Consider the following 21,236-nt stretch of genomic DNA (forward strand, 5'->3'; position numbering starts at 1 on the left):
CGATCTTAGACCATCCGATTTCCTTTGAAATTTCTTCCATGTGCTTTCCGGATCGAAGCATTCTCTTTGCCTGCTTGAGTGCATTCATGTCTGCTGTCTTAGCATTTTTCACCGGCCATTTGGTTGTAATGGTTTTTCTTGACAATGCCTAAAGAATCCTGTATGCTTTGAATAGAAACAGAAGACTGGTGACCATCCGACACTGCATCCTCACCTTGGTGAGTCGAAAGCCTCTTGGCGCCTTCATCTTCTGTTTTTTTCGTGCTTTTATAAGCGGTATCAAGGTACACGTCTCCGTTCGGCACAAATTCAAGTACGACTCCATAGTCTCCAGTTTCCCCATGAATCTGGGCTGTGTACACCTTCCCGTGATAAGGTCCTATGTATTCCCCGTTTTTCCATTTACTAGGTTCGGGATTTTCCAGTTCATTGATGTGGTCTTCGATATCGTTCAGGACGTCCGGCGTTATTTCGGGGTGATCCTTCATTAAATGAACTACCCGTTCTTCTGCATAGGTTACGCCGTATTTACCTGTATATTTGATTTTGTTTTCGGGAAGTTTTGCTTTCTTTCTGTCTTTAATCCGGTCGTAAAAATCCTTCAGCGAGGTTGCCGGATTTTTAGCGCGGCTCACATCGAACATTTCCCCATAAACCTGTGTTGCGTCTCCTGATGCAGTCCGTGCCGATACGATCTGCGCGATCTGGAGAGGAAGGCCGTAGACTTATGAAAGTTCTCTGCCATTTTGGATAGGATGAGAGCGGAGTCTTAGGCGGATTTTTTGTTGAAAAAAATTGCAACAGCTATACAAAAAAACTGTGAATGCAGAGTTCTATGATAAACCCTGTATTCACAGTTTTTCTATTTACATATCATATAAAATATTACTTCTTTGTGAAGGCATACAGCTTTTCTGTGACACGGCTCACTTCTGCGTCCATTTTTTCTGTATCAATGGTGAGAAGTTCTTTGTGTTCCATGACAGGTTTACCATTGATGATGACTGTATCTACATCCATGGAGTTTCCTGCATAGACGGCCAGGGATACGCTGTCAAATCTTGGTTTCCAGTGGAAGCCGGTTCTGTCTACCAGAATGATATCAGCCAGGTATCCTTCCTTTAATTCACCCAGATTATCGTAGCCCAGGCATTTGGCTCCGTCTCTGGTAGCCATGTCTATGGCTTCTTTGGCGGTGATGGCAAAGGGATCGTAGTTGGCTGCTTTATGGATAAGAGCGGCGAGGCGCATTTCAGCGAACATATCCAGCTTGTTGTTGGAGGAGGCGCCGTCGGTACCGATGCCTACGGTAATGCCTGCTTTTCTCATTTTAGGAACCGGAGCAATACCGCTGGCCAGTTTCAGGTTGGAGGCAGGATTATGGGCTACACATACGTGCTTTTCCTTCATGATACGAATATCATCATCAGTGACGTGTACGCAGTGTGCTGCCAGAGTCGGTCTGTCAAAGAGGCCCAGAGAGTTCATGAGGGCAATCGGAGTCATATGATATTCTTTTTCACAGTTTTCCACTTCCCCTTTTGTTTCGGACAGGTGGATATGGATAGGCATATCATATTTTTCTGCTATATCCCGTACTTTTTTGATATAGTCGGGAGGGCAGGTATAGGGAGCATGCGGTCCCATCATGACTTTGAAGCGGCCGTCCCCTGCTCCATTCCAGTTTTTATAGAGTTCTACATTTTCATCAATGCCCTTCTGTCCGTTGGGGCCGATGCCGGCCAGGCCTCTGGCCAGGTTGCCGCGGATTCCGGCTTTGTCGGCTGCTTTTGCACAGGCATCCATGAACATGTACATGTCGCAGAAGGAGGTGGTCCCGCCGCGGATCATTTCTGCGAAAGCCAGGGTGCTGCCCCAGTAGACGATATCATCATCCAGATGGTCTTCTGCCGGCCAGATTTTATTCTGCAGCCAGTCCATGAGGGCCATATCATCAGCGTAGCTCCGGAAGAGAGTCATGGCTACATGGGTATGGGTGTTCACAAGGCCCGGCATGGCCAGCATATCATGGCCTTCAATGATTTCATCATATTCTTCTGCCTTCGGGTGTTCAGGAAATGCTTTGATGGTTTTCCCTTCGATGGCAATATTCTTATGCTCTGTAACTTTTCCGTCCTGCATAAGGCCGATATTTTTAATGAGGATTTTCATAGCAGCCTCCCTTAGTCAAGACCCAGGTATTTTCTCTGTGCTTCGGTAAGGGTATCAATCTTATAGCCCATGGAAGCCAGTTTAATGGATGCCACTTTGGTGTCCAGTTCATGAGGCAGGGTATATACCTTAGCTGTCATCTCACTGCCGTGCTGGAGAAGGTAGCGGGCTGCCAGGGTCTGCATGGCAAAGGACAGATCCATGATTTCAGCCGGATGTCCATCGCCGGCTGCCAGGTTCACAAGACGGCCTTCTGCCATGAGGAATACGGTTTTTCCGTTGGGAAGAACATATCCTTCAATATTTTTACGGGCTTCAAATTTCTTTGTGCAGATTCTTTCCAGATCCTTGCGGTTGACTTCGCAGTCGAAATGACCGGCATTGGCACAAATGGCACCATCCTTCATTTCCATGAAGTGCCGTTCTGTAATGATATCAATATCACCGGTCACAGTAAGGAAATAGTCACCCAGTTTGGCAGCTTCATCCATAGGCATCACTTCAAAGCCGTCCATAACAGCTTCGATGGCTTTGATAGGATCCACTTCTGTCACAATGACATGGGCGCCCAGTCCTTTAGCCCTCATGGATACCCCTTTGCCGCACCAGCCGTAGCCTGCAATAACCACGGTTTTTCCTGTGACTGTCAGGTTTGTGCTGCGGATAATTCCATCCCAGGCGGACTGGCCGGTACCGTAGCGGTTATCAAAGAGATATTTGCAGTAGGAGTCATTCACGGCAATCATTGGGAACTTGAGTTCATGATTCTTTTCCAGAATCTTCAGACGGTAAACGCCGGTGGTTGTTTCTTCAGAGCCGCCGATCAGGTTTTTACGGGCATCCACTCTTGTTGTATGGAGAAGATGAACCAGATCTCCCCCGTCATCAATAATAATATCAGGCATATGATCCAGTGCTTTATTCAGGAACATGGTGTATTCTTCATCGGTGCAGCCATGCCACGCATATACGGTAATTCCGTTTTTCACAAGAGCGGCGGCAATCGGATCCTGGGTGGAAAGAGGATTGCTTCCGGTGCAGACAACATTGGCCCCTGCTTCTTTCAATGTCAGGGCCAGGTATGCGGTTTTGGCTTCCAGGTGAATGGACATGACAATGGTCTTGCCCTTAAAGGTCTGGTCTTTAATAAATTCTTCCCGCAATGCATTTAAAGCCGGCATGAATTTGGCAACCCAGCGGATACGCTGCTCCCCGTTGTCTGCTAACGAAATATCACGAATCATAGAATCACTCATCATTGTAAACTCCTTTCATAGTTCTTTATCGCAACATCATAGGGAGGCTTAAGGACTCCTTTTTCTGTGATGATACCGGTAATCAGCGAATGCGGCGCCACATCGAAAGCAGGATTGAAAACAGGCATATCCTTCGGTGCCGTATAGAATCCCTTGATCTGCCTTACTTCTTCCGGATTTCTTTCTTCAATACGGATTTCTTCACCGCTTGAAATGGAGAAATCGAAAGTGGAAAAAGGAGCAGCTATATAAAAGGGAATATGGTGGAAGGCGCAGAGAATGGAAAGGCTGTAGGTGCCAACCTTGTTGGCTGCATCACCATTGGCCGCAATGCGGTCAGCCCCCACAATGACTGCGTCAATCTTCTTTTCTTTCATGACCCATCCGGCCATATTATCTGTAATCAGGCTGCAGGGGATGCCGTTCTGCATGAGCTCAGTGCCCGTCAGTCTGGCTCCCTGGAGAAGAGGCCTTGTTTCATCGGCATACACTCTTTCCAGCTGTCCCCGTTCATGAAGACGGTAAATCACGCCAAAAGCAGTGCCTATGCCGGCTGTAGCCAGGGCACCGGTATTACAATGGGTCAGGATGCGGAGATGATCTTTTCCCTTGAACAGATCAGCCCCATGATCGGCTATGGCATCACAGGTGCTTTTATCCTCTTCTTCTATAGCTTGAGCCAGAGAAGTGAGTTTTTCCAGAGCTGTTTCTTCGGGAAGACCTTCAAAAGCTTTCAGCATTCTGGAAACGGCCCACGACAGATTGACTGCAGTAGGACGGGCATCTATCAGTTCGCTCCCTGCCTTTTGAAAGGCAGCAGATCTTTCTTCACCGTGAAGGCCTTTTGCTGTAATTTCCTGAAGGGCCAGCACCATGGCATAGGCTGCCGCCACACCGATGGCCGGTGCACCACGAACAGCCAGGCGGTAAATGGCCTTTCCTACCTCTCTATAATCTTTACATCGGATATAGGTGATTTCATCGGGAAGTTTCGTCTGGTCAAGCAGGACCAGCGTGCCCTTTTCCCATGCAAGTGACCAAAGCGCTTTGCTCATAACAGATGAAATCCTCCAAAATCTGCGGCTGCATGATGGCAGCTGCAGTCTGTATCAGGATCATAAGTTTTGGAAAGGATGGTAATAATCTTTTTGAAGCTTTCCAGGTTATGATTCATACAGTCTACTACTTCTTTATGGGAAAGCGGCGTATCGGAAATGCCTGCCGCAAAATTGGTCACCATGGAAATGGTGGAATAGCAGATTTCAGCTTCTCTGGCCAGGACGCATTCAGGCAGGTTGGTCATACCCACTACGTCTGCTCCCCACTGCCTGTAAGCTTTGATTTCCGCAGGAGTTTCAAAACGGGGCCCTTCAGTGCAGATATAGGTGCCATGGGGATGAAGGGTGATATGTTCCTGTTTGGCAGCTTCTATAATAGCCTGACGGAGTGTTTCACAATAGGGATGGGTCATATCCAGATGGGCTACCCCGTAATGGGTTCCGTCATAGAAAGTACCTTCCCGGGACTTTGTCATATCAATGAACTGATCCACCAGTACAAGTTCCCCTGCTTTATAGTCCGGATTCAGGGAACCTACTGCTGTTGTGGAAACAACAGCCTTTACATCCAGCATTTTCAGGGCGTAAATATTGGCTCTGTAATTGATTTTATGCGGCGGAATGGTATGATGGACGCCATGCCGGGCCAGGAAAATAATTTCCTTATTTCCAAATTTTCCGGATTCATAGCTTGCCTGACCGTAAGGGGTATCAATGATTTCAGAGTGAAGATCTGTGAGGATACCGGGATCATAGACACCTGTACCACCGATGAAAGCTAATTTGCTCATTGTACATTTCCTCCCTTTTCATTAAACCACTTCATAAGAGTTTCTCGGGAAATTTCATATTTTTTCCCGCAGTAGTGACATTCAATTTCAATATGATCATCCTCCAGAAGGCTGTTCTGTTCATTCTGCGGAAGGCCCTGGAGAGAATGCTTGATCCGATCTTCGCCGCAGGTGCAGCGGAATGATATGGGAGCTGAGCCGATCAGGACATAGTTCTCCTTGTGCAGAAGAGTGGAAAGAGCATTTTCTTTTCCTGATTCATCAAAGAGATCCCATTTCCTGTCTCTGCTGAAAAGTTCTTCAAAAAGCTTCCTGTCCCCCTCCGGCATAAGCTGGGCAATAAAGCCGGCCATGCGCATGATTTTTCCTTCCCCGTCAATCAGGGCTTCCAGTTCTACGTGGGAAAGGGTCTGGTCGGAGGAATTAATATAATCGGAAACACAGGCGGCTGCATCGCTGTTGGAAAGATCGACAGCAGATACATACGGCATTTTCAGAAGAGAATAGCGGGTTACAAAAAGTTTCCCCTTCCGACTGATCCAATCTGCTTCCCGATCCGGTGCATAGGGAACGCACCCATCATCGGGATGTTCCAGAAACCCACGGACATACCTGCCTTCATAGGCGTCGGCATGAATGGTGCCCAGAGGGGAATTGGTTTCCCACTTTAAGGATACTCCTTCATGATTTTTGAAATCCATGGCCAGGATGGCAGCTGCATTCAATACTTTTCCCAATATAACTGCAGAAAGGGAAGGAAGATGATGAATTTCCTGAGCCTCGCGGGCAGCATCCGTAATATCTGCTACCGTAATGCGTATGCCGTCAGTGCTGAGGTAATGGTCAATCCGGTTCATTTCACTCATAGGTATCTCCTGTCAAAATAAGATAATGTATTACTCTATTATTGTAACACTTCAAAGAGGTTGATGCTTGACAATCTTTAAAAGGGAACCAATCTTTTCATAGAAAATGCCCTCTTTTCTTCTTTAGCTGCGCTGTATCTGCCGCCCTGGGAGAAGTCTGAAAAGTCTTTGGCGAAGCAGAACATGCCTCTCCACTAAAAAAGCGGCTGTCATGCCGCTTTTCCTGCAATTATACTTTTAGGTTTCTGATAGCTTCAGCCCTGTCCTTTTTCCCAAAGACAGAAGAACCGGCTACCAGAATATCCGCACCCGCCTTTTTGAGAAGCGGTGCATTCTCCTTATTCACGCCGCCATCCACTTCGATAGGAATGGTGAGTCCCCTTTCTTTAATCATGGCTGATAGAGCTGCAATTTTATCCAGTGAATAGGAAATGAATTTCTGTCCGCCAAAGCCCGGATTCACAGACATTATCAGGACAAAGTCAAGAAGAGGAAGCACCTGGTCAATGGCTGTGAGAGAGGTGCCGGGATTCAGGGCAATGCCGGCCTTGATGCCCCGGTCCTTAATGTTGTGGATCATGCGGTCCAGATGAGGAACCGCCTCTACATGAAAGGAAACCATGTGGGCATGGCACGATTCCAGTCCATCCAGATAATCTTCCGGATGTTCCGTCATCAGGTGAACATCAAAGGGAAGTTCCGTGCATGGTCTCAACGCTTTAATCACCGGTACGCCGAAAGAAAGATTGGGCACAAAATGACCGTCCATCACATCCAGATGGACATAGTCTGCACCGCCCTGCTCAATATCCTTCAGTTCATCCGCCAGACGGGAAAAATCAGCAGCCAGTATAGAAGGAGCTATTTTCATGATTTACCTCCTGAAGTCCTTTGTCTTCAATTCATCCAGTATATGCAGGTAGGATTCATACCTTTCCCGCTGGATTTTTCCTTCTTCCACAGCCTTTTTTACTGCACAGTCCGGCTCTCCGGCATGGAGGCAGTTATTGAAACGGCATTGTCCCAGAAAGGGACGGAAATCACGAAAAAGATAGGAAAGACGGGTCAATTCAATGGTATTGATATCCAGATAGGTATATCCGGGCGTATCCATGAGAAAGCATCCCGGTTTCCACTGGATCAGTTCTGCGTGACGGGTGGTATTTTTCCCCCGACCCGTATGTCGGCTTACTTCGCCGGACTGGAAATGAGACTTTCCAAGGATCCAGTTCAGAAGGCTGGATTTGCCTACACCGGAAGGACCTGAAAAGGCAATAACCGGTCCCTGAAAGGCTGCCTTCAGCTCTTCCAGTCCTTCATTCTGTCTGAGAGAGACGGCAAAGGAAGGATATCCTGCTTTTTTATAGAAGTAAGCAGCTTCCCTGGCTGCCTCTTCAGCAAGATCAGACTTGTTAATCACAATCAGTGGTTCTACGCCCGCTTCTTCCGCCAGAACAATCATTTTATCCAGAAGGAAGAAATTAAGATCCGGTGTGCGGACAGCAGACACAAGAACCAGCTGGTCTATGTTGGCGGACGGCGGACGATAAAGAGCATTTTTTCTGGGATACACATGGGTAATGACAGCTTCACTGCCCTTTCCTGTATCGAATTCCACCACATCCCCCACCAGAACGTCGGTCTTTCTTTTCAGCCTGCCCCGGGAACGGCAGAGAGAAAGGGATCCTTCCTCATTGTAGATGGTAAAGTAGCCATTCTGGTTCTTCAGAATCATTCCCTTTGCCATCTTACAGCTCCCGATCCTGGACTACGGAACCGTCAATCACCACCTGTACATGGACACTGCCTGTACCGGAAACATCCTTGCTTACGGTGCTCCCCGGAGCGGCTTTACCGCTGTAGGCTGTATGTTTGCCCGTGTCATCGGTGACATAGATTTCCACCTGTCTTGCATTGCCGCCTTTCGGAATAGAAATGTTGACAGTGCCCGTCTTGGTCTGGGCTTTCTTCTTACCGCCGATGGTCAGATTGACCACATTGGAAGAGGTAGATTCTCCTCCGGCGGGATCCTGAGAAATGACGACTGCACTGCTGTCATCTGTAGATGTGCCATCAGATGCATTAATAGTACCGACAGAAAGCTTCATGGAGAGAAGGGTATTTCTGGCATCAGCCAGGGACATGCCTACCACATTGGGGACACTGACCTTCTGCTTCATGTTAATCACAATATTCACCCGTGTGCCCTTGGTGGCCTTGGCACCGGATTCAGGGCTCTGGGAAATAATCACATCCGATGGTTTATCCGGATCATTACCGTTTTCCACAGCGCCCAGAGTCAGTCCCATCTTGTCCAGTCTTTCCTTGGCCTGTTCCAGTGTCAATCCTTTCAGGTCAGGAATCAGCATAGCGGATCCGCCTTTGCTGACAGTGAGATGGATAATGCGCCTTGCTTTAACATTGGTACCTGCTGTAGGGGTCTGGGAAATGACCTGGCCTGCCGGTACATCGTCGCTGGCAATTTCATCAACCGATACCTTGAGGTCCAGTTTCTTTAAAGTCGTTTCAGCGACTTCCACCGGCTTACCGACCACATCCGGTACGGTAATATTTTCTGAACTCCAGAAATTGCCGAAGCTGAAGAATGCCCAGGTAAAGCAGATGATAAAAAGAACGGCCATGCCGATCCATATGTATTTTTGAGGCAGATTTGTAATAAGCCGTGCGAGTTTAGTTTCCTTCTGTACTTTATGGGCACGGACAGCCTTCTGTGGAATGGGGCGTGTCATGGCGGTGAAGTCATGGGAAGCCGGTTTATAAATGGTGGTAGTAAATCCTTGGGCGATCTTCAGTTCGGAAATGAAATCGGATACAGTATCATACCGTTTATCGGGATCCTTCTGCAGAGCAGTGAGAAGGCATTCTTCCAGCATGGGAGAAATGGCCGGATTGTATTTCGTAGGTCTTGGAATATCTCCCTGCATGTGCTGCAGGGCAATGCTGACTGCCGTCTCTCCTTCAAAAGGAAGATGATGGGTAAGCATTTCATAGAGCACAATGCCCAGAGAGTAAATATCTGTCTTGGCGGTAATTTTATCCCCCGCTGCCTGTTCCGGCGACAGATAGTGGACGGAACCGAGAATAGACTGTTTATCAATGACAGTAGACGAGTTGATGGCTCTGGCAATGCCGAAATCAGTGACTTTGACTTTGCCTGTCCTGGTAAGAAGCACATTGTGAGGCTTGATATCGCAGTGAATAATACCGTTGGCATGAGCTTCTTCCAGCGCATAGCCGATTTCTATCGCAATCCGGACAGCCGTATCAATCGGAATATTGGGATGGTTCTGGATATACTGCTTCAGAGTCTCCCCTTCCACGTATTCCATGACAATATAATGAACATCGCCGTCACAGCCTACATCGTAAATCCCTACGATATTCGGATGGGACAGTTTGCCCGCTGCCTGGGCTTCATGCCGGAACCGCACGATGAAATCATTGTCTTCTGCGAAATTACTATGTAGAATTTTGACTGCCACAATCCTGTCAAGAAGGATATCTTTAGCCTTATATACATCGGCCATGCCGCCTGAACCGATTTTTTCAATCAGTTCATAACGTTCGTCTAGAATTTTACCAGTCATATTTCACTCCACTCAGCTCCAAAATTGAATCAATATAAAAGAGGCATTATCTCTGGCGCCGGACTCATAGACTTTTTCCATGATCTGACGGCCCAGTTCTTTCAGGTCTTCTTCCGTTTTCCTTGGATTTGAAGCAATAAGGCTGCATAAATCCCGGTCTTCTACCATGCCGGAAACTCCGTCGGAACAGATGAGAATGCAGGTACCGTCTTTCAGTGTAAGGGATCCGGTATCCACTTTCAGTGTTTCATCAATGCCTACCGCCCGGGTAATCTCGTTTTTCCGGGGATGAACTCTCATTTCCTCCCGGGAAAGCTTCCCTTCCGTTACCAGTTCCATGACAAAGGAATGATCGGTAGTCACCTGCTCCAGCGTTCCATCCTCATAGCGGTATAAACGGCTGTCTCCCACATGGGCCCAGTAAAGGCAGTTGTCTGTAATGGCTGCCGCTACCATGGTGGTTCCCATGGACTTGAGCTCCGGATGGTCCTTCTTTTCATTCAGTATAGCCTGGTTGGCAGCATAAAAAGAGCGCTCCAGCATTGTCTCCGAAAAGGACGCCTCACTGCAGGAACTCAAAAAGCGGCCGGCATTCCGCACTGCCAGAGAACTGGCAATCTGCCCGCCATCATAGCCGCCCATTCCGTCTGCCAGAAGGAAGACGTTCCTGACCCCCAGGTTGACAGCGTCTTCATTGACCTTTCTTACAAGGCCTTTTTCCGATTCTCCATAAGTTAGTATCATCCACGTTTTCCCTTATCAAGAAGCAACCGCATACCCTGAAAATTTCAGGTACATTGATAAATCATAACTTATCCAATTAATTTAATACTAACATCAACCGGAAAGATAGTCAATTTTCTGTTCCCTTAAAGGGCCTGTTTTCTATGAAAAAGTGGGAAATTGACTGCAAAAAGGCCTGTGTTTTTATAAGCCTTCCCCAAAACCGGCAGGAAAATCATGGAAAAAAGGAAACCGCCCTGCAGGCAGCAGTGCCGCATTCGCTTGAAATCCGGAGTCCCTTAGAGTCATATTACTGCTCTTCCAGATAACGTCTTTTCAGCTGGCCGCAGGCCGCCTGTATTTCATCGCCCATCTGCCGCCGGACGGTAACGCTTTTCCCCTGTTTTTCCAGTACCGACACGAATTTTCTGATTTCATTCATATCCGGCGGATAGAGTTTGATATGCTCCGTGCCATTAATAGGAATGAGATTGAAATGGCAGTTCATCCTGCCGGTGAGGCGGCACAGTTCTTCTGCATTTTCTACAGAAGCATTCACGCCTTTGATAAGGATATATTCAAAAGTGACACGGCGTCCCGTGGTTTTAAAGTAATAACGGGCCGCCTTTACCACGTCCTCAATTTTAAACTGCCTGCTCACCGGAAGGATCCGGTGTCTGATTTCATCATTGGGGGCATGAAGGGAGATGGCCAGCGTAATGGGAAGATGTTCATCAGCAAGGCGGTACATCTGCGGTACGATGCCGCAGGTGGAAAGGGTAATATTGCGAAAGCTGATGTTCAGAAGTCCAGGGTCATTGGCCAGTCGGATAAAACGGAGCACTTCTTCATAATTGGTGAGCGGCTCGCCGGAGCCCATCAGAACGATAGAATGAATGGGTGCATCCAGAGACTCCTTGAATGCATAGACTTCCGCCAGCATTTCAGCGGCAGTCAGATTCCGTTCCAGCCCGTTCCGGGTAGAAGCGCAGAATATGCATCCCATGGCACAGCCTACCTGGGTGGATATGCAGATGGAATTTCCATACACATGGTGCATGCATACGGTTTCAATCAAAGAACCATCTGAAAGCTTCAGGAGGATTTTGGTGGTATCCTGGTCATTGGACTTTATTGAGCTCATGATGGTCGGCTTGGTCAGAACCGCTTCCTTCTGAAGGAAATCCCTCATGGTGCCGGGAAGCTGCTTCATTTCCGCAAAGTCATATACATACCGCCGGTACAGATAGTCCTGCAGCTGCTTGGCCCGGAATTTCGGAAATCCCTTCGATACGATCCATTCTTCCATTTCCGGAAGGGTGTGTCCCCATACGTTAAAAGGCATAGCTACTCCTTTTTCAATTTAGCAATAAAGAATCCGTCACTGGAAAAGTCGAAGGGCCAGATGGTCATCATGCCCTGCTCCGACTGTTTCCCGTTTCCCAGGGTGAAGTCAAGAGGCGTAAACTCCCTGTGTTCTTCCAGAAACTGCCGGATTCTGTCTTCATTCTCCGCCGGATTCAGCGTGCAGGTGCTGTATACAAGAATACCGCCCTTCTTCACATAGGAAGCCGCACAGGAGAGGAGCTCCTTCTGAAGAGGATAGAAGGATTTCAGATCTTCTTCCTTCCTGTGCCAGCGGATCTCCGGCTTATGGGATAAAACACCCAGACCGGAGCAGGGAGCATCCAGCAGCACCCGGTCATAGGTTCCGTTCAGAGCAGGGAAAGGCTTTGAGGAATCTCTGGCGCCGGCATGGATAATGGAAATGCCCAGCTTTTTGGCATTGTTTTTAATAAGAGTGATTTTGTGGGGATAAAGGTCCCAGGCATCAATGGAGCCTGTATTTTCCATACGTTCTGCCATCTGGGTTGTTTTACTGCCGGGAGCTGCGCAGAGATCCAGTACTTTTTCCCCTTTTTCCGGAGCCAGAACCTCTGCCGGTACCATGGAGGACAAAGACTGTACATAGGCGTATCCCCTGTCCACCAGAGGCCATATTTCATGAGCGCCCTTTGTGATCACCAGCGCTTCTTTTTTCCAGGAAACCGGTTCTGCCCGGATGCCTTTTTCTTCCAGCATGCGGGTAAATTCTTCCACTCCTGTTTTCAGTGTATTGATCCGCACTGCCAGTCTGGGAGTTTCATTGAAAGAGGCAAAAATGCGGCGGGCTTTTTCTTCGCCCAGATCTTTCTCCCACCACCTGACCAGCCATTCCGGTTCATTCCAGTACAGAGAATCATAGAGGATCGGATTTTCTTCTCTCGGAAACAGCTTCAGCTCCTCTTTTTGACGAAGATAGCTGCGGAGCAGGGCATTAATGAATCCCACATTGCCCCGGTGGGTGATCTTCTTTGCTATTTTCACCGTTTCATTGACCGCAGCGGAAGCAGGAATGCGGGACAGGTAAAGAAGCTGGTAGAGACCGATGCAGAGAAGAATCCGAACGGAAGGATGCATTTTCTTTAAAGAATAGGTACTTAAACGGGAAATCACCCAAAGGAGAAAATTGTACCGGCGGAGAATCCCGTATACCAGTTCCGTCAGAAGACGGCTTTCCGGTCCGTTCAGGGGATATTCCTTCAGCACATGCTGCAGGGTCAGATTGGCATAGGCTTTCTTTTCCAGAATTTCATACAAAGCCTGATAGGCCAGCTTTCTGGCAGAAGGCATGGGTTTAACGGTCGAACTGGTCATTCACTTTCACCTGGTATCCATGAATAAAATCGGAAGATTTCATTTTTTTATGATTTTCCGGCTGGATTTCAGAAACCGCAAGGCAGCCTTTTCCGCAGGCTATATGGATTACATCCTCTTCCAGAGAAACCACAGTTCCCGGTTCTTTTCCACTTTCTCTGTCTTCAGGAGAAGCCTCATGGATTTTCACTCGCTTCCCTTTATAGAAGGAAAAAGTGCCGGGATTGGGATTCATGCCGCGGATCAGGGCATCAATCTGTCCTGCAGGAAGGTCCCAGCGGATATGGCCCATATCTTTGGTTACCTTTTCTGCATAGGTGGCCAGAGTGCTGTCCTGGGGCACGGAATGAGCCAGCTTTTCGGGAAGATGATCCATGACTTCAATCAGTTCGTCTGCGCCCATGCGTCCCAGTTCATCAAACAGTTCTCCTGCGTTCATATGAGGCGGAATCGCCATTTTTCTTACAGATACAATATTTCCGGTATCCATGCCTTCATCCAGCTGCATAATGGTGACGCCCGTTTCTTTTTCTCCATCTATAATGGCCCGCTGGATAGGTGCAGCGCCCCGGTAGCGGGGAAGAAGCGATGCGTGGACATTGATGGCGCCGTAGGTGGGAATATCCAGTACTGCCTTGGGAAGAATCTTTCCGTAGGCGATAACAATCAGAAGATCAGGATGAAGGGCTTTCAGCTTTTCCTGTTCCTCCGGCGTTTTCAGTGTATCAGGCTGCATGACGGGAATGTTATGCGCCAGGGCAAAGGATTTGACTGGAGAAAAATTGATCTTCTTTCCTCTTCCGTTAATCCTGTCCGGCTGGCAGTAGATGGCCATGGGCGTATACCCGTGGCTGCAGAGAGCTTCCAGTGCAGGAACGCCAAAGTCAGGAGTGCCCATGAAGACGATACGATAGGTATTATTCATCAGTTTTTGGTCCTTTGTGCAGTGAAATCGCTTTTTCAATGAAAAGAATGCCATTCAGATGATCTGTTTCATGCTGAATGCAGCGGGCAAGAAGGCCTTCCGCCTTCTTGGTTTTCCTTTTTCCGCGGATATCCTGATAGTGGATGATGACTTTGGAATACCGTTTGACTTCGCCGAAAAATTCGGGTACGGAAAGGCAGCCTTCCGTGTCAATGTCCATTTCATCTCCATCCGGTTTCCATTCCGGATTGATGTAGGCTTCAAAGCCGGAAACTCCGTCATCTGCCACAAATACCCGCTTGGAAACGGCAATCTGCGGCGCAGCCAGTCCGACGCCGTTGGCTTCGTAAAGAGTTTTCTTCATATCATTCACAAGAAACTTCAGACTTTTATCAAATGCGGTGACCGGTTCAGCCTTCATTTTTAAAATAGGATTTCCGGCGGTAATAATTTTACTCAATCTATTTCCTTCTTTCTTTCAATATGTATGACAAGGAAAGCGGTGGATAAAAGGAGAGCTTTCCTTAAAAATATCTGCGACAGGGATAAGCACCCCTGTCCTTATAAAGGATCCACATCTATAATTATATCATTTTCCTGAAATAGAGAGGCTCCCCGCATGGCACTTTTTAGGGAAGAAAGACTCTTTCCTTTGATGAGGATGGATATGTAATAGAGATTTCTCACCCGCTTGATGGGTTCGCTGAATGGCGGGGTGCAGCGAACCTGATCCTTGAGCTGAGGAATGACCTTACGGAGCCAGCTGTAAATCCGGTCTGCCTGTTCCTTTGCCTTTTTTTCTTCCTGATGGAAGCAGGTGATTTTCATCAGTTTGGTAAATGGCGGAAAAGCCAGCATTTCCCTGTATTTCAGTTCCTGCCGGTAGAAGCTTTCATAATCCTGCCGGGCAGCGGCCTGGATGACATAGTGGGAAGGATTGTAGGTCTGCAGAATCACTTCTCCCTGCTTCCGGCTCCTCCCTGCCCTGCCGGCGCACTGGGTGATCAGATTGAAGGTCTGCTCCGCCGCCAGGTAGGACGGGATGTTGAGAATGCTGTCGGCCGACAGGATGCCTACCGTCTGTACGCCGGGAATATCATGGCCTTTGGCAACCATCTGGGTGCCGAAAAGGATATCAAACTTTCCGTTCCTGAAATCATCCAGGATTTCCCGTGCACTGTTTTTCTTTCGAGTGCTGTCCAGATCAAAACGGCGCACCCTGGCTTCGGGAATCAGCTGGGGCAGCTCTTCCTCAATGCGTTCGGTGCCTGCACCCAGGTACAGAATGCGGCGGCTCTTGCACCGGGGACATTCCTTCGGAAGCGGATGGACTGTTTCACAGTAATGGCATTCAAGACGCCCTGTTTCCTTATGGTACACCAGAGGCACGTCACAGTTGGGGCATTTGAATACATAGCCGCAGGAAGGGCACATAAGAGTAGTGGCAAAGCCGCGCCGATTCAGCAGAAGGATGGCCTTGTTCTTTTCCGCCAGCGTTTTGTGCAGAAGAGAAATAAGAGGGGCCGATATGAGACCGCTTCCATCCACCGGCGGCGTTTCCTTCAGATCGCATACATACACCTTCGGCAGCGGCGTCTTAAACACTCTTTCCTTCATGGAAATCAGGCCGATCTTTCCCTGGCAGGCCGCATAATACGTGGCTATGGACGGCGTAGCAGCCCCAAGCACAATGGGACAGTGATAAATAACGGCCATGACTTTGGCCACATCCCGGCCGTTATATCTGGGTGTTTCTCCCTGCTTGTAGGAAGAATCATACTCTTCATCCACCACAATGAGTTTCAGATTTTTAAAGGGCATGAAAATGGCAGAACGGGAACCGATAACAATGGGGCTTTCCCCGTTGCTGATACGCATGCGGTTGTTATACCGTTCCCCTTTGCTGAGATTGCTGTGCATGAAAACTACCTTGTCTCCAAATATAGAGGCGAAATAGGATGTCATCTGATTGGTCAGAGCGATTTCCGGTACAAGAATGAGGGCGGAGCCGCCTGCTTCCAGCGCATGGCGGGCGGCACGAAGGTAAACTTCCGTCTTTCCGCTGCCGGTGACTCCTTTCAGCAGAAAACCTGCATAGGCTTCCTGATCGATAGCCGTGCAGATGGTTTTCACCGCCTCTTTCTGCTCAGAGGTAAGCTGCTTGCTCTGTCCTCCCCCTTCTTCTTCAATGAGGGAATAGGTCTTTTTCCGGTGATATACGGCATGGCCATAGTTATGCAGCAGATAAGCATGGATAAGAGCGGTGGAGAACCCCTTTTCTTTCAGCTTTTCCAGAGAAGAGGGCCCTTCTGCTTCCAGAAAATCAGAAAGTTCCGCCTGCTTCCTGCTTTTATGCCGCTCCTGTTCTGTAAGCTTTCTGTCAGGCACAATCCATTTCTCCAGGGGAACCCTGTGGGAAGCAGCCAGCGTTTCCTTTTTCTCCAGATACCCTTTTTTCACATAGTCCGGCAGTTTTTCACCGAAAAGAAGAACGGCATACTTCTCTTCCAGCACCTCTACTGAGCTGTCTACCAGGGAAGAAATGGCAGATACCTTCTCTTCCGTGATTTTTTTCCAGTCCGGCTTATAGGTGACTGTGGTGCGGACCGCTTTTTTATCAATATAAAACAGCCGGAGTGCATCAATGAGGGTGCACATATAATAGGAAGAAATCCAGAGGGCTGTATCAAGCATTTCTCTGGTAAACCAGGGAAATGAATCCACCAGAGATTCTATGTCAAGAATTTTATAGGAAATCCGGGAAAGGTCCTCCTCATGCACGGAAAGGATAATGCCTTCTTCTTTTCTTCTGGCAAAAGTAACAATGCAGCGGTATCCCGCCCGGGCTTCCTCCATGCCTTTGGGAATGCGGTATGAAAATGTTCGGTTCAGATGCTTGGAAGGTCTGTTAATCAGAACCTCCGCTACGGATTCCATCATAGGATGTTCCTCCCCAAATAAAAATGGACAGCCCGAAGGCTATCCATTATTTTATCATATTTGGAAACTTTAAAAAATCAAAGTCCTGCTTCCTTACGAAGTACATCTGCCTTATCGGTATGTTCCCAGGGGAGGTCCACATCTGTTCTGCCGAAATGGCCATAGGCTGCTGTCTGCTTGTAAATCGGACGGCGGAGGTTGAGCATATCGATAATGCCTGCGGGACGGAGTTCGAAGTTCCGGCGGATCAGGTCAACGATGGCGTCATCATCGATTTTGCCTGTACCAAAGGTATCAACGAAAATGGAAACCGGTTCGGCAACGCCGATAGCATAAGCCAGTTCGATTTCACATTTGTCTGCAATGCCTGCTGCCACAATATTCTTAGCTACATAGCGGGCTGCATAGGCTGCAGAACGGTCTACCTTTGTGGGATCCTTGCCGGAGAAGCATCCGCCGCCATGACGGGCCATGCCGCCGTAGGTATCTACGATGATCTTGCGTCCGGTAAGACCGGCATCGCCCTGCGGTCCGCCGATTACAAAGCGGCCGGTGGGGTTGATGAGATACTTGGTATTTTCATCAAGGAATTTTGCCGGAATGGTTGCTTTAATGACCTTGTTAATCATGTCTTCTTCAATCTGTTCATGGGTTACATCGGGGTTGTGCTGAGCGGAAATAACGACTGTATCAACCCGTACCGGTTTGCCGTCATCATATTCTACAGTGACCTGTGTCTTTCCGTCCGGACGGAGATAAGGTACTTCTCCGCTCTTTCTGACTTCAGCCAGGCGGCGTGCCAGGCGATGAGCCAGAGCAATAGGCATAGGCAGATATTCCGGTGTTTCATTGGAAGCATAGCCGAACATCATGCCCTGGTCACCGGCGCCGATATCATATTTGTCAGCCTTCTTTTCCTTGGCTTCCAGAGACTGATTTACGCCCATGGCAATATCCGGAGACTGTTCGTCAATGGCTACATTGATGCCTACGCTTTCCCCGTCGAATCCGTAACGGGCATCGGTGTATCCGATATCATTAATGGTTTTTCTGATGACCTGAGGAATGGGAACATAGGCAGTGGTAGTGATTTCCCCAAAGACATGTACCTGACCGGTGGTAACAATGGTTTCGCAGGCTACACGGCCATTGGGATCCTGTTCCAGAATGGCATCAAGAATTGCATCAGAAATCTGATCCGCAATTTTATCAGGATGACCTTCGGTAACAGATTCTGATGTAAATAATACTTTTTTAGACATATAAATCCTCCTCACTTGGAATTGTGTGATGTAAAATAAAAAATGGCTCTCCGCAGGGAGAGCCTATCCTCTCATCTGCCAGCAAATGCTGATGGAATTAGCACCGGTTCCTTTGCGGAATGGTTGCTGCAGCGTCCCTGGGCCAAATCCCTCAGCTGCTCTTGATGAGTCATTATTCACTTGCATATTATTATAACGTCATTTCCTTATTTTCGCAACGGTTAACTACAAACTGGTCTTAATAGTTGACGAGTCCCTGTCAGAACAGAGACGGAAGGCGGTGCCTTTCAGCGCCGCCTGTCCACAGGAAATCAGGCTCCAAGCCTCATTCCCTTCTGCTGTTTCATCAAATAAAGAAATCAAGTCCGCCCCTGACCTGCAGAAAGCAGGCCGGAACATTTATGTTATGCCGGAAGGAAAGTATCTTTACTTGCCGAAAAAGATTTTCATATCCTCTTCTACAGTCCGGATGCCGGAAATGCCGAACTGCTCTACCAGCACGTTTATCACCGCCGGCGACAGGAAAGCCGGAAGGGTGGGTCCCAGATGAATGTTCTTCACTCCCAGAGAGAGCAGAGCCAGAAGAACGATGACTGCTTTCTGTTCATACCAGGCAATGTTGTACACAATGGGCAGGTCATTCACATCCTCCAGGCCGAACACTTCTTTCAGCTTGAGGGCAATGAGAGCCAGACTGTAGGAGTCGTTGCACTGGCCTGCGTCCAGTACCCGGGGAATACCTCCGATGGTGCCCAGATCCAGCTTGTTGTATTTATATTTTGCGCAGCCTGCCGTAAGGATGACCGTATCCTTTGGAAGGGCCCGGGCAAAATTCCGGTAGTATTCCCTGCTTCTGGCCCGTCCGTCACAGCCGGCCATAACAATGAATTTCTTGATGGCGCCGCTCTTTACGGCGTCCACCACCTGATCTGCCAGTGCCAGCACCTGGTTATGGGCAAACCCGCCTGTAATGGAGCCTTTTTCAATTTCTACCGGCGGTTTGCAGGTCAGTGCCTGTCGGATAACAGGCATAAAGTCCTTTTTGCCATCCACTTCCTCAATATGGCCGCAGCCGGGGAAGGAAACAACCCCTGTGGTCCACAGTCTGGCTTTATAGCTGTCCTTCGGCGGAACCACGCAGTTGGTGGTCATCAGAACGGGACCGTTGAAGGATTCGAATTCTTCCCGCTGTTTCCACCAGGCATTGCCGTAGTTTCCTGCAAAGTGGCTGTACTTTTTGAAGAAAGGATAATAATGGGCCGGCAGCATTTCTCCGTGGGTATAGACATCCACGCCGGTGCCTTCTGTCTGTTCCAGCAGCATTTCCAGATCTTTCAAATCATGGCCGGAAATCAGGATGCCCGGGCGGTTTCTGACGCCGATATCCACAGTGGTTACTTCCGGCTGACCATAAGCGGATGTATTGGCTTCATCCAGAAGGGCCATGCCCTTTACGCCATATTCTCCCGTCTTCATAGTCAGCGCGAAGAGGTCATTCACCGTGAGCGTTTCATCGGTCAGACGGGCCAGGGTATCTTCCAGGAAATCATAGATTTCCTCCGATTCTTTATGGAGTACCCGGGCATGGCGGAGATAGGCGGCCAGACCTTTGAGGCCATAGGTAATCAGTTCCTTCAGGGAGCGGATATTTTCATCCTTTTCCGCAAGAACGCCGATGCCCGTTTCTTCGTCTGCAGCGGAAGCGGCAGGATCCCACAGGGCTGCTTTGGTAAGAGCGGATCCTTCCGGCAGGAGCCGCCGCAGCTTTTCTTCTTCCTGCCCGGTATGAATGATTCGTTCCTCAATCATGGCATCATCAAAGTTGGCATTGGTAATGGTAACGAATAAATTGTCTGTAATAAGCCGGTGAACAGACGGAGATACAGCATGCCCTTCCCTGCGGCATGCTGCAGCCAGTTCAGCCAGTCCCTTTGTTACATAAATGAGAATATCCTGCAGACGGGCGGTCTGCGCCGTCTTTCCGCACATCCCCTGTACACGGCAGCCGATACCGCCGGCTGTTTCCTGACACTGAAAGCAGAACATCTGATTTTCCATGATACTGTCCCTCCTGATATAAGCAATGATTTCTGAAGATGAATTCTTTTCATGCAGATTTATATATGTACAGCCTCCATTATAGGGGAATCCATTTTAAAAAACTGTTGCCTGCGCAACAGCTGTCAGATATAATAGCGAAAAAGGAGGGATACCATGCGCATGGCAGAATACAGTCGATTTCCGCTTTTTCAGGGCATGACGGAAGAAGCCATCCGGAATCTCGTGCTCACGGCGGGCTGTCTTGAAAAAAATTTTAAAAAGGGAAATATGATTTATGAGGAAAATGAAATTATTCACAGCATGGGCATGATTCTTGAGGGCCATGTGTACATGGTGAAGGAAGATCTGTGGGGAGAAAAGACCATTCTTGTCCGCATGGGGCCCGGCGAGCTGTTCGGCGAAAACTTCGCCTGCTCCCACCAGCCGGCTGCTTCCGTCGCCTTTCAGGCTGCCGAACCGTCATCTATTCTTTTTATCCCCTATGAACGGCTTATTCGCCATGCCGGAGATCAGGATATCCTCCCCTTTGTCAAAAATCTCATCGCCATGATGACCTCCAAAAGCCAGGAGCTCATGAAAAAAATCAATATCACCTCGAAGAAAACACTGCGGGAAAAAATCCTCTGCTTTCTTTCTCTGGAAGCGGAGAAATATCATTCCCTTTCCTTTACCATCCCTTACTCCAGAGAGGATCTGGCGGAATACCTGATGGCCAACAGGAGCGCCCTTTCCCGGGAATTGAAGGCCATGGAAAGGGACGGGCTCATCCGGGTCCACAGAAGAGAAATTCAAATCCTGAAATCCATCCGAAAACATGTCCGTCTGGAAGGAAAATAAAAAAGCACCCCGTCTGAGGTGCTTTTTTCGATTTCTGTTT

The 21,236-nt window shown here is 48.5% G+C and carries 19 protein-coding genes and 1 riboswitch; of the genes, 1 reads left to right on the top strand and 18 read right to left on the bottom strand.

Going from position 1 to position 21,236, the window contains the following annotated elements; all coding sequences use genetic code 11:
* From ACI4N7_RS06020 to hcp, 18 genes are all read right to left on the bottom strand, one after another.
* On the bottom strand, nucleotides 1–88 hold an 88-nt coding region (locus tag ACI4N7_RS06020; RefSeq protein ID WP_439732480.1), incomplete at its 3' end, for a hypothetical protein.
* Nucleotides 89–98: 10 nt separating this feature from the next.
* The gene (locus ACI4N7_RS06025) at nucleotides 99–644 is read right to left on the bottom strand and encodes a hypothetical protein (protein WP_439732448.1); all 546 of its coding nucleotides are present in this window, start codon (nucleotides 642–644) and stop codon (nucleotides 99–101) included.
* 241 nt (nucleotides 645–885) lie between these two features.
* Nucleotides 886–2,172: an amidohydrolase gene (locus ACI4N7_RS06030; protein ID WP_439732449.1), complete on the bottom strand. Its 1,287-nt coding sequence runs from the start codon at nucleotides 2,170–2,172 to the stop codon at nucleotides 886–888.
* Nucleotides 2,173–2,183: 11 nt separating this feature from the next.
* Nucleotides 2,184–3,428, bottom strand: coding sequence for an adenosylhomocysteinase (locus ACI4N7_RS06035; RefSeq protein WP_439732450.1), 1,245 nt, complete (start codon nucleotides 3,426–3,428; stop codon nucleotides 2,184–2,186).
* Nucleotides 3,428–4,483 (bottom strand): S-methyl-5-thioribose-1-phosphate isomerase, encoded by a 1,056-nt coding sequence (gene mtnA / locus ACI4N7_RS06040; protein WP_439732451.1) that lies wholly within the window; start codon nucleotides 4,481–4,483, stop codon nucleotides 3,428–3,430. The genes ACI4N7_RS06035 and mtnA overlap by 1 nt, the downstream gene beginning before the upstream one ends.
* Entirely contained in the window at nucleotides 4,480–5,277 is a 798-nt protein-coding gene (mtnP, locus tag ACI4N7_RS06045; protein WP_439732452.1) for an S-methyl-5'-thioadenosine phosphorylase, read from the bottom strand. The genes mtnA and mtnP overlap by 4 nt, the downstream gene beginning before the upstream one ends.
* A complete protein-coding gene (locus tag ACI4N7_RS06050; protein WP_439732453.1) occupies nucleotides 5,274–6,143 on the bottom strand; it encodes an Hsp33 family molecular chaperone HslO in 870 nt (289 codons plus the stop codon). Before ACI4N7_RS06050 ends, mtnP begins: the two co-directional genes overlap by 4 nt.
* 229 nt (nucleotides 6,144–6,372) lie before the next feature.
* Complete coding sequence (gene rpe, locus ACI4N7_RS06055; protein ID WP_439732454.1) at nucleotides 6,373–7,014, bottom strand: ribulose-phosphate 3-epimerase; 642 nt, start codon at nucleotides 7,012–7,014, stop codon at nucleotides 6,373–6,375.
* Nucleotides 7,015–7,017: 3 nt separating this feature from the next.
* Nucleotides 7,018–7,890 carry a ribosome small subunit-dependent GTPase A gene (rsgA, locus tag ACI4N7_RS06060; protein WP_439732455.1) on the bottom strand — a complete coding sequence of 291 codons (873 nt, stop codon included), beginning with the start codon at nucleotides 7,888–7,890 and terminating at the stop codon, nucleotides 7,018–7,020.
* Between the two features lies 1 nt (nucleotide 7,891).
* The gene (gene pknB / locus ACI4N7_RS06065) at nucleotides 7,892–9,751 is read right to left on the bottom strand and encodes a Stk1 family PASTA domain-containing Ser/Thr kinase (RefSeq protein WP_439732456.1); all 1,860 of its coding nucleotides are present in this window, start codon (nucleotides 9,749–9,751) and stop codon (nucleotides 7,892–7,894) included.
* A gap of 12 nt (nucleotides 9,752–9,763) precedes the next feature.
* The gene (locus ACI4N7_RS06070; protein ID WP_439732457.1) at nucleotides 9,764–10,495 is read right to left on the bottom strand and encodes a Stp1/IreP family PP2C-type Ser/Thr phosphatase; all 732 of its coding nucleotides are present in this window, start codon (nucleotides 10,493–10,495) and stop codon (nucleotides 9,764–9,766) included.
* Between the two features lie 289 nt (nucleotides 10,496–10,784).
* Nucleotides 10,785–11,819 carry a 23S rRNA (adenine(2503)-C(2))-methyltransferase RlmN gene (gene rlmN, locus ACI4N7_RS06075; RefSeq protein ID WP_439732458.1) on the bottom strand — a complete coding sequence of 345 codons (1,035 nt, stop codon included), beginning with the start codon at nucleotides 11,817–11,819 and terminating at the stop codon, nucleotides 10,785–10,787.
* A 2-nt stretch (nucleotides 11,820–11,821) separates the two neighbouring features.
* The gene (gene rsmB, locus ACI4N7_RS06080; RefSeq protein WP_439732459.1) at nucleotides 11,822–13,171 is read right to left on the bottom strand and encodes a 16S rRNA (cytosine(967)-C(5))-methyltransferase RsmB; all 1,350 of its coding nucleotides are present in this window, start codon (nucleotides 13,169–13,171) and stop codon (nucleotides 11,822–11,824) included.
* Nucleotides 13,152–14,096, bottom strand: coding sequence for a methionyl-tRNA formyltransferase (fmt, locus tag ACI4N7_RS06085; protein ID WP_439732460.1), 945 nt, complete (start codon nucleotides 14,094–14,096; stop codon nucleotides 13,152–13,154). Before fmt ends, rsmB begins: the two co-directional genes overlap by 20 nt.
* Nucleotides 14,089–14,556 (bottom strand): peptide deformylase, encoded by a 468-nt coding sequence (def, locus tag ACI4N7_RS06090; RefSeq protein ID WP_439732461.1) that lies wholly within the window; start codon nucleotides 14,554–14,556, stop codon nucleotides 14,089–14,091. Before def ends, fmt begins: the two co-directional genes overlap by 8 nt.
* Before the next feature lie 101 nt (nucleotides 14,557–14,657).
* Nucleotides 14,658–17,036 carry a replication restart helicase PriA gene (gene priA, locus ACI4N7_RS06095; protein ID WP_439732462.1) on the bottom strand — a complete coding sequence of 793 codons (2,379 nt, stop codon included), beginning with the start codon at nucleotides 17,034–17,036 and terminating at the stop codon, nucleotides 14,658–14,660.
* A gap of 77 nt (nucleotides 17,037–17,113) precedes the next feature.
* On the bottom strand, nucleotides 17,114–18,298 hold the full coding sequence (gene metK / locus ACI4N7_RS06100) for a methionine adenosyltransferase (protein WP_439732463.1): 1,185 nt from the start codon (nucleotides 18,296–18,298) through the stop codon (nucleotides 17,114–17,116).
* Between the two features lie 68 nt (nucleotides 18,299–18,366).
* A riboswitch (SAM riboswitch) is annotated at nucleotides 18,367–18,469 on the bottom strand.
* Between the two features lie 255 nt (nucleotides 18,470–18,724).
* The gene (gene hcp / locus ACI4N7_RS06105) at nucleotides 18,725–20,356 is read right to left on the bottom strand and encodes a hydroxylamine reductase (protein ID WP_439732464.1); all 1,632 of its coding nucleotides are present in this window, start codon (nucleotides 20,354–20,356) and stop codon (nucleotides 18,725–18,727) included.
* A gap of 156 nt (nucleotides 20,357–20,512) precedes the next feature.
* Between hcp and ACI4N7_RS06110 the strand changes: the two genes are divergently transcribed.
* Nucleotides 20,513–21,196 carry a Crp/Fnr family transcriptional regulator gene (locus ACI4N7_RS06110; RefSeq protein ID WP_439732465.1) on the top strand — a complete coding sequence of 228 codons (684 nt, stop codon included), beginning with the start codon at nucleotides 20,513–20,515 and terminating at the stop codon, nucleotides 21,194–21,196.
* Nucleotides 21,197–21,236 lie beyond the last annotated feature (40 nt).

The organism is Dialister sp. (assembly GCF_051885895.1).
Lineage (GTDB): Bacteria > Bacillota > Negativicutes > Veillonellales > Dialisteraceae > Dialister.

Excerpts from the sequence above, each read along its gene's own strand:
- rpe (WP_439732454.1), bottom strand. The coding sequence starts at position 7,014 with ATGAAAATAGCTCCTTCTATACTGGCTGCTGATTTTTCCCGTCTGGCG.
- ACI4N7_RS06110 (WP_439732465.1), top strand. The coding sequence starts at position 20,513 with ATGCGCATGGCAGAATACAGTCGATTTCCGCTTTTTCAGGGCATGACG.
- rsgA (WP_439732455.1), bottom strand. The coding sequence starts at position 7,890 with ATGGCAAAGGGAATGATTCTGAAGAACCAGAATGGCTACTTTACCATC.
- mtnP (WP_439732452.1), bottom strand. The coding sequence starts at position 5,277 with ATGAGCAAATTAGCTTTCATCGGTGGTACAGGTGTCTATGATCCCGGT.
- pknB (WP_439732456.1), bottom strand. The coding sequence starts at position 9,751 with ATGACTGGTAAAATTCTAGACGAACGTTATGAACTGATTGAAAAAATC.
- ACI4N7_RS06070 (WP_439732457.1), bottom strand. The coding sequence starts at position 10,495 with ATGATACTAACTTATGGAGAATCGGAAAAAGGCCTTGTAAGAAAGGTC.
- rsmB (WP_439732459.1), bottom strand. The coding sequence starts at position 13,171 with ATGACCAGTTCGACCGTTAAACCCATGCCTTCTGCCAGAAAGCTGGCC.
- ACI4N7_RS06050 (WP_439732453.1), bottom strand. The coding sequence starts at position 6,143 with ATGAGTGAAATGAACCGGATTGACCATTACCTCAGCACTGACGGCATA.
- ACI4N7_RS06030 (WP_439732449.1), bottom strand. The coding sequence starts at position 2,172 with ATGAAAATCCTCATTAAAAATATCGGCCTTATGCAGGACGGAAAAGTT.
- ACI4N7_RS06025 (WP_439732448.1), bottom strand. The coding sequence starts at position 644 with ATGTTCGATGTGAGCCGCGCTAAAAATCCGGCAACCTCGCTGAAGGAT.
- fmt (WP_439732460.1), bottom strand. The coding sequence starts at position 14,096 with ATGAATAATACCTATCGTATCGTCTTCATGGGCACTCCTGACTTTGGC.
- mtnA (WP_439732451.1), bottom strand. The coding sequence starts at position 4,483 with ATGAGCAAAGCGCTTTGGTCACTTGCATGGGAAAAGGGCACGCTGGTC.
- metK (WP_439732463.1), bottom strand. The coding sequence starts at position 18,298 with ATGTCTAAAAAAGTATTATTTACATCAGAATCTGTTACCGAAGGTCAT.
- ACI4N7_RS06035 (WP_439732450.1), bottom strand. The coding sequence starts at position 3,428 with ATGAGTGATTCTATGATTCGTGATATTTCGTTAGCAGACAACGGGGAG.
- hcp (WP_439732464.1), bottom strand. The coding sequence starts at position 20,356 with ATGGAAAATCAGATGTTCTGCTTTCAGTGTCAGGAAACAGCCGGCGGT.
- priA (WP_439732462.1), bottom strand. The coding sequence starts at position 17,036 with ATGATGGAATCCGTAGCGGAGGTTCTGATTAACAGACCTTCCAAGCAT.
- rlmN (WP_439732458.1), bottom strand. The coding sequence starts at position 11,819 with ATGCCTTTTAACGTATGGGGACACACCCTTCCGGAAATGGAAGAATGG.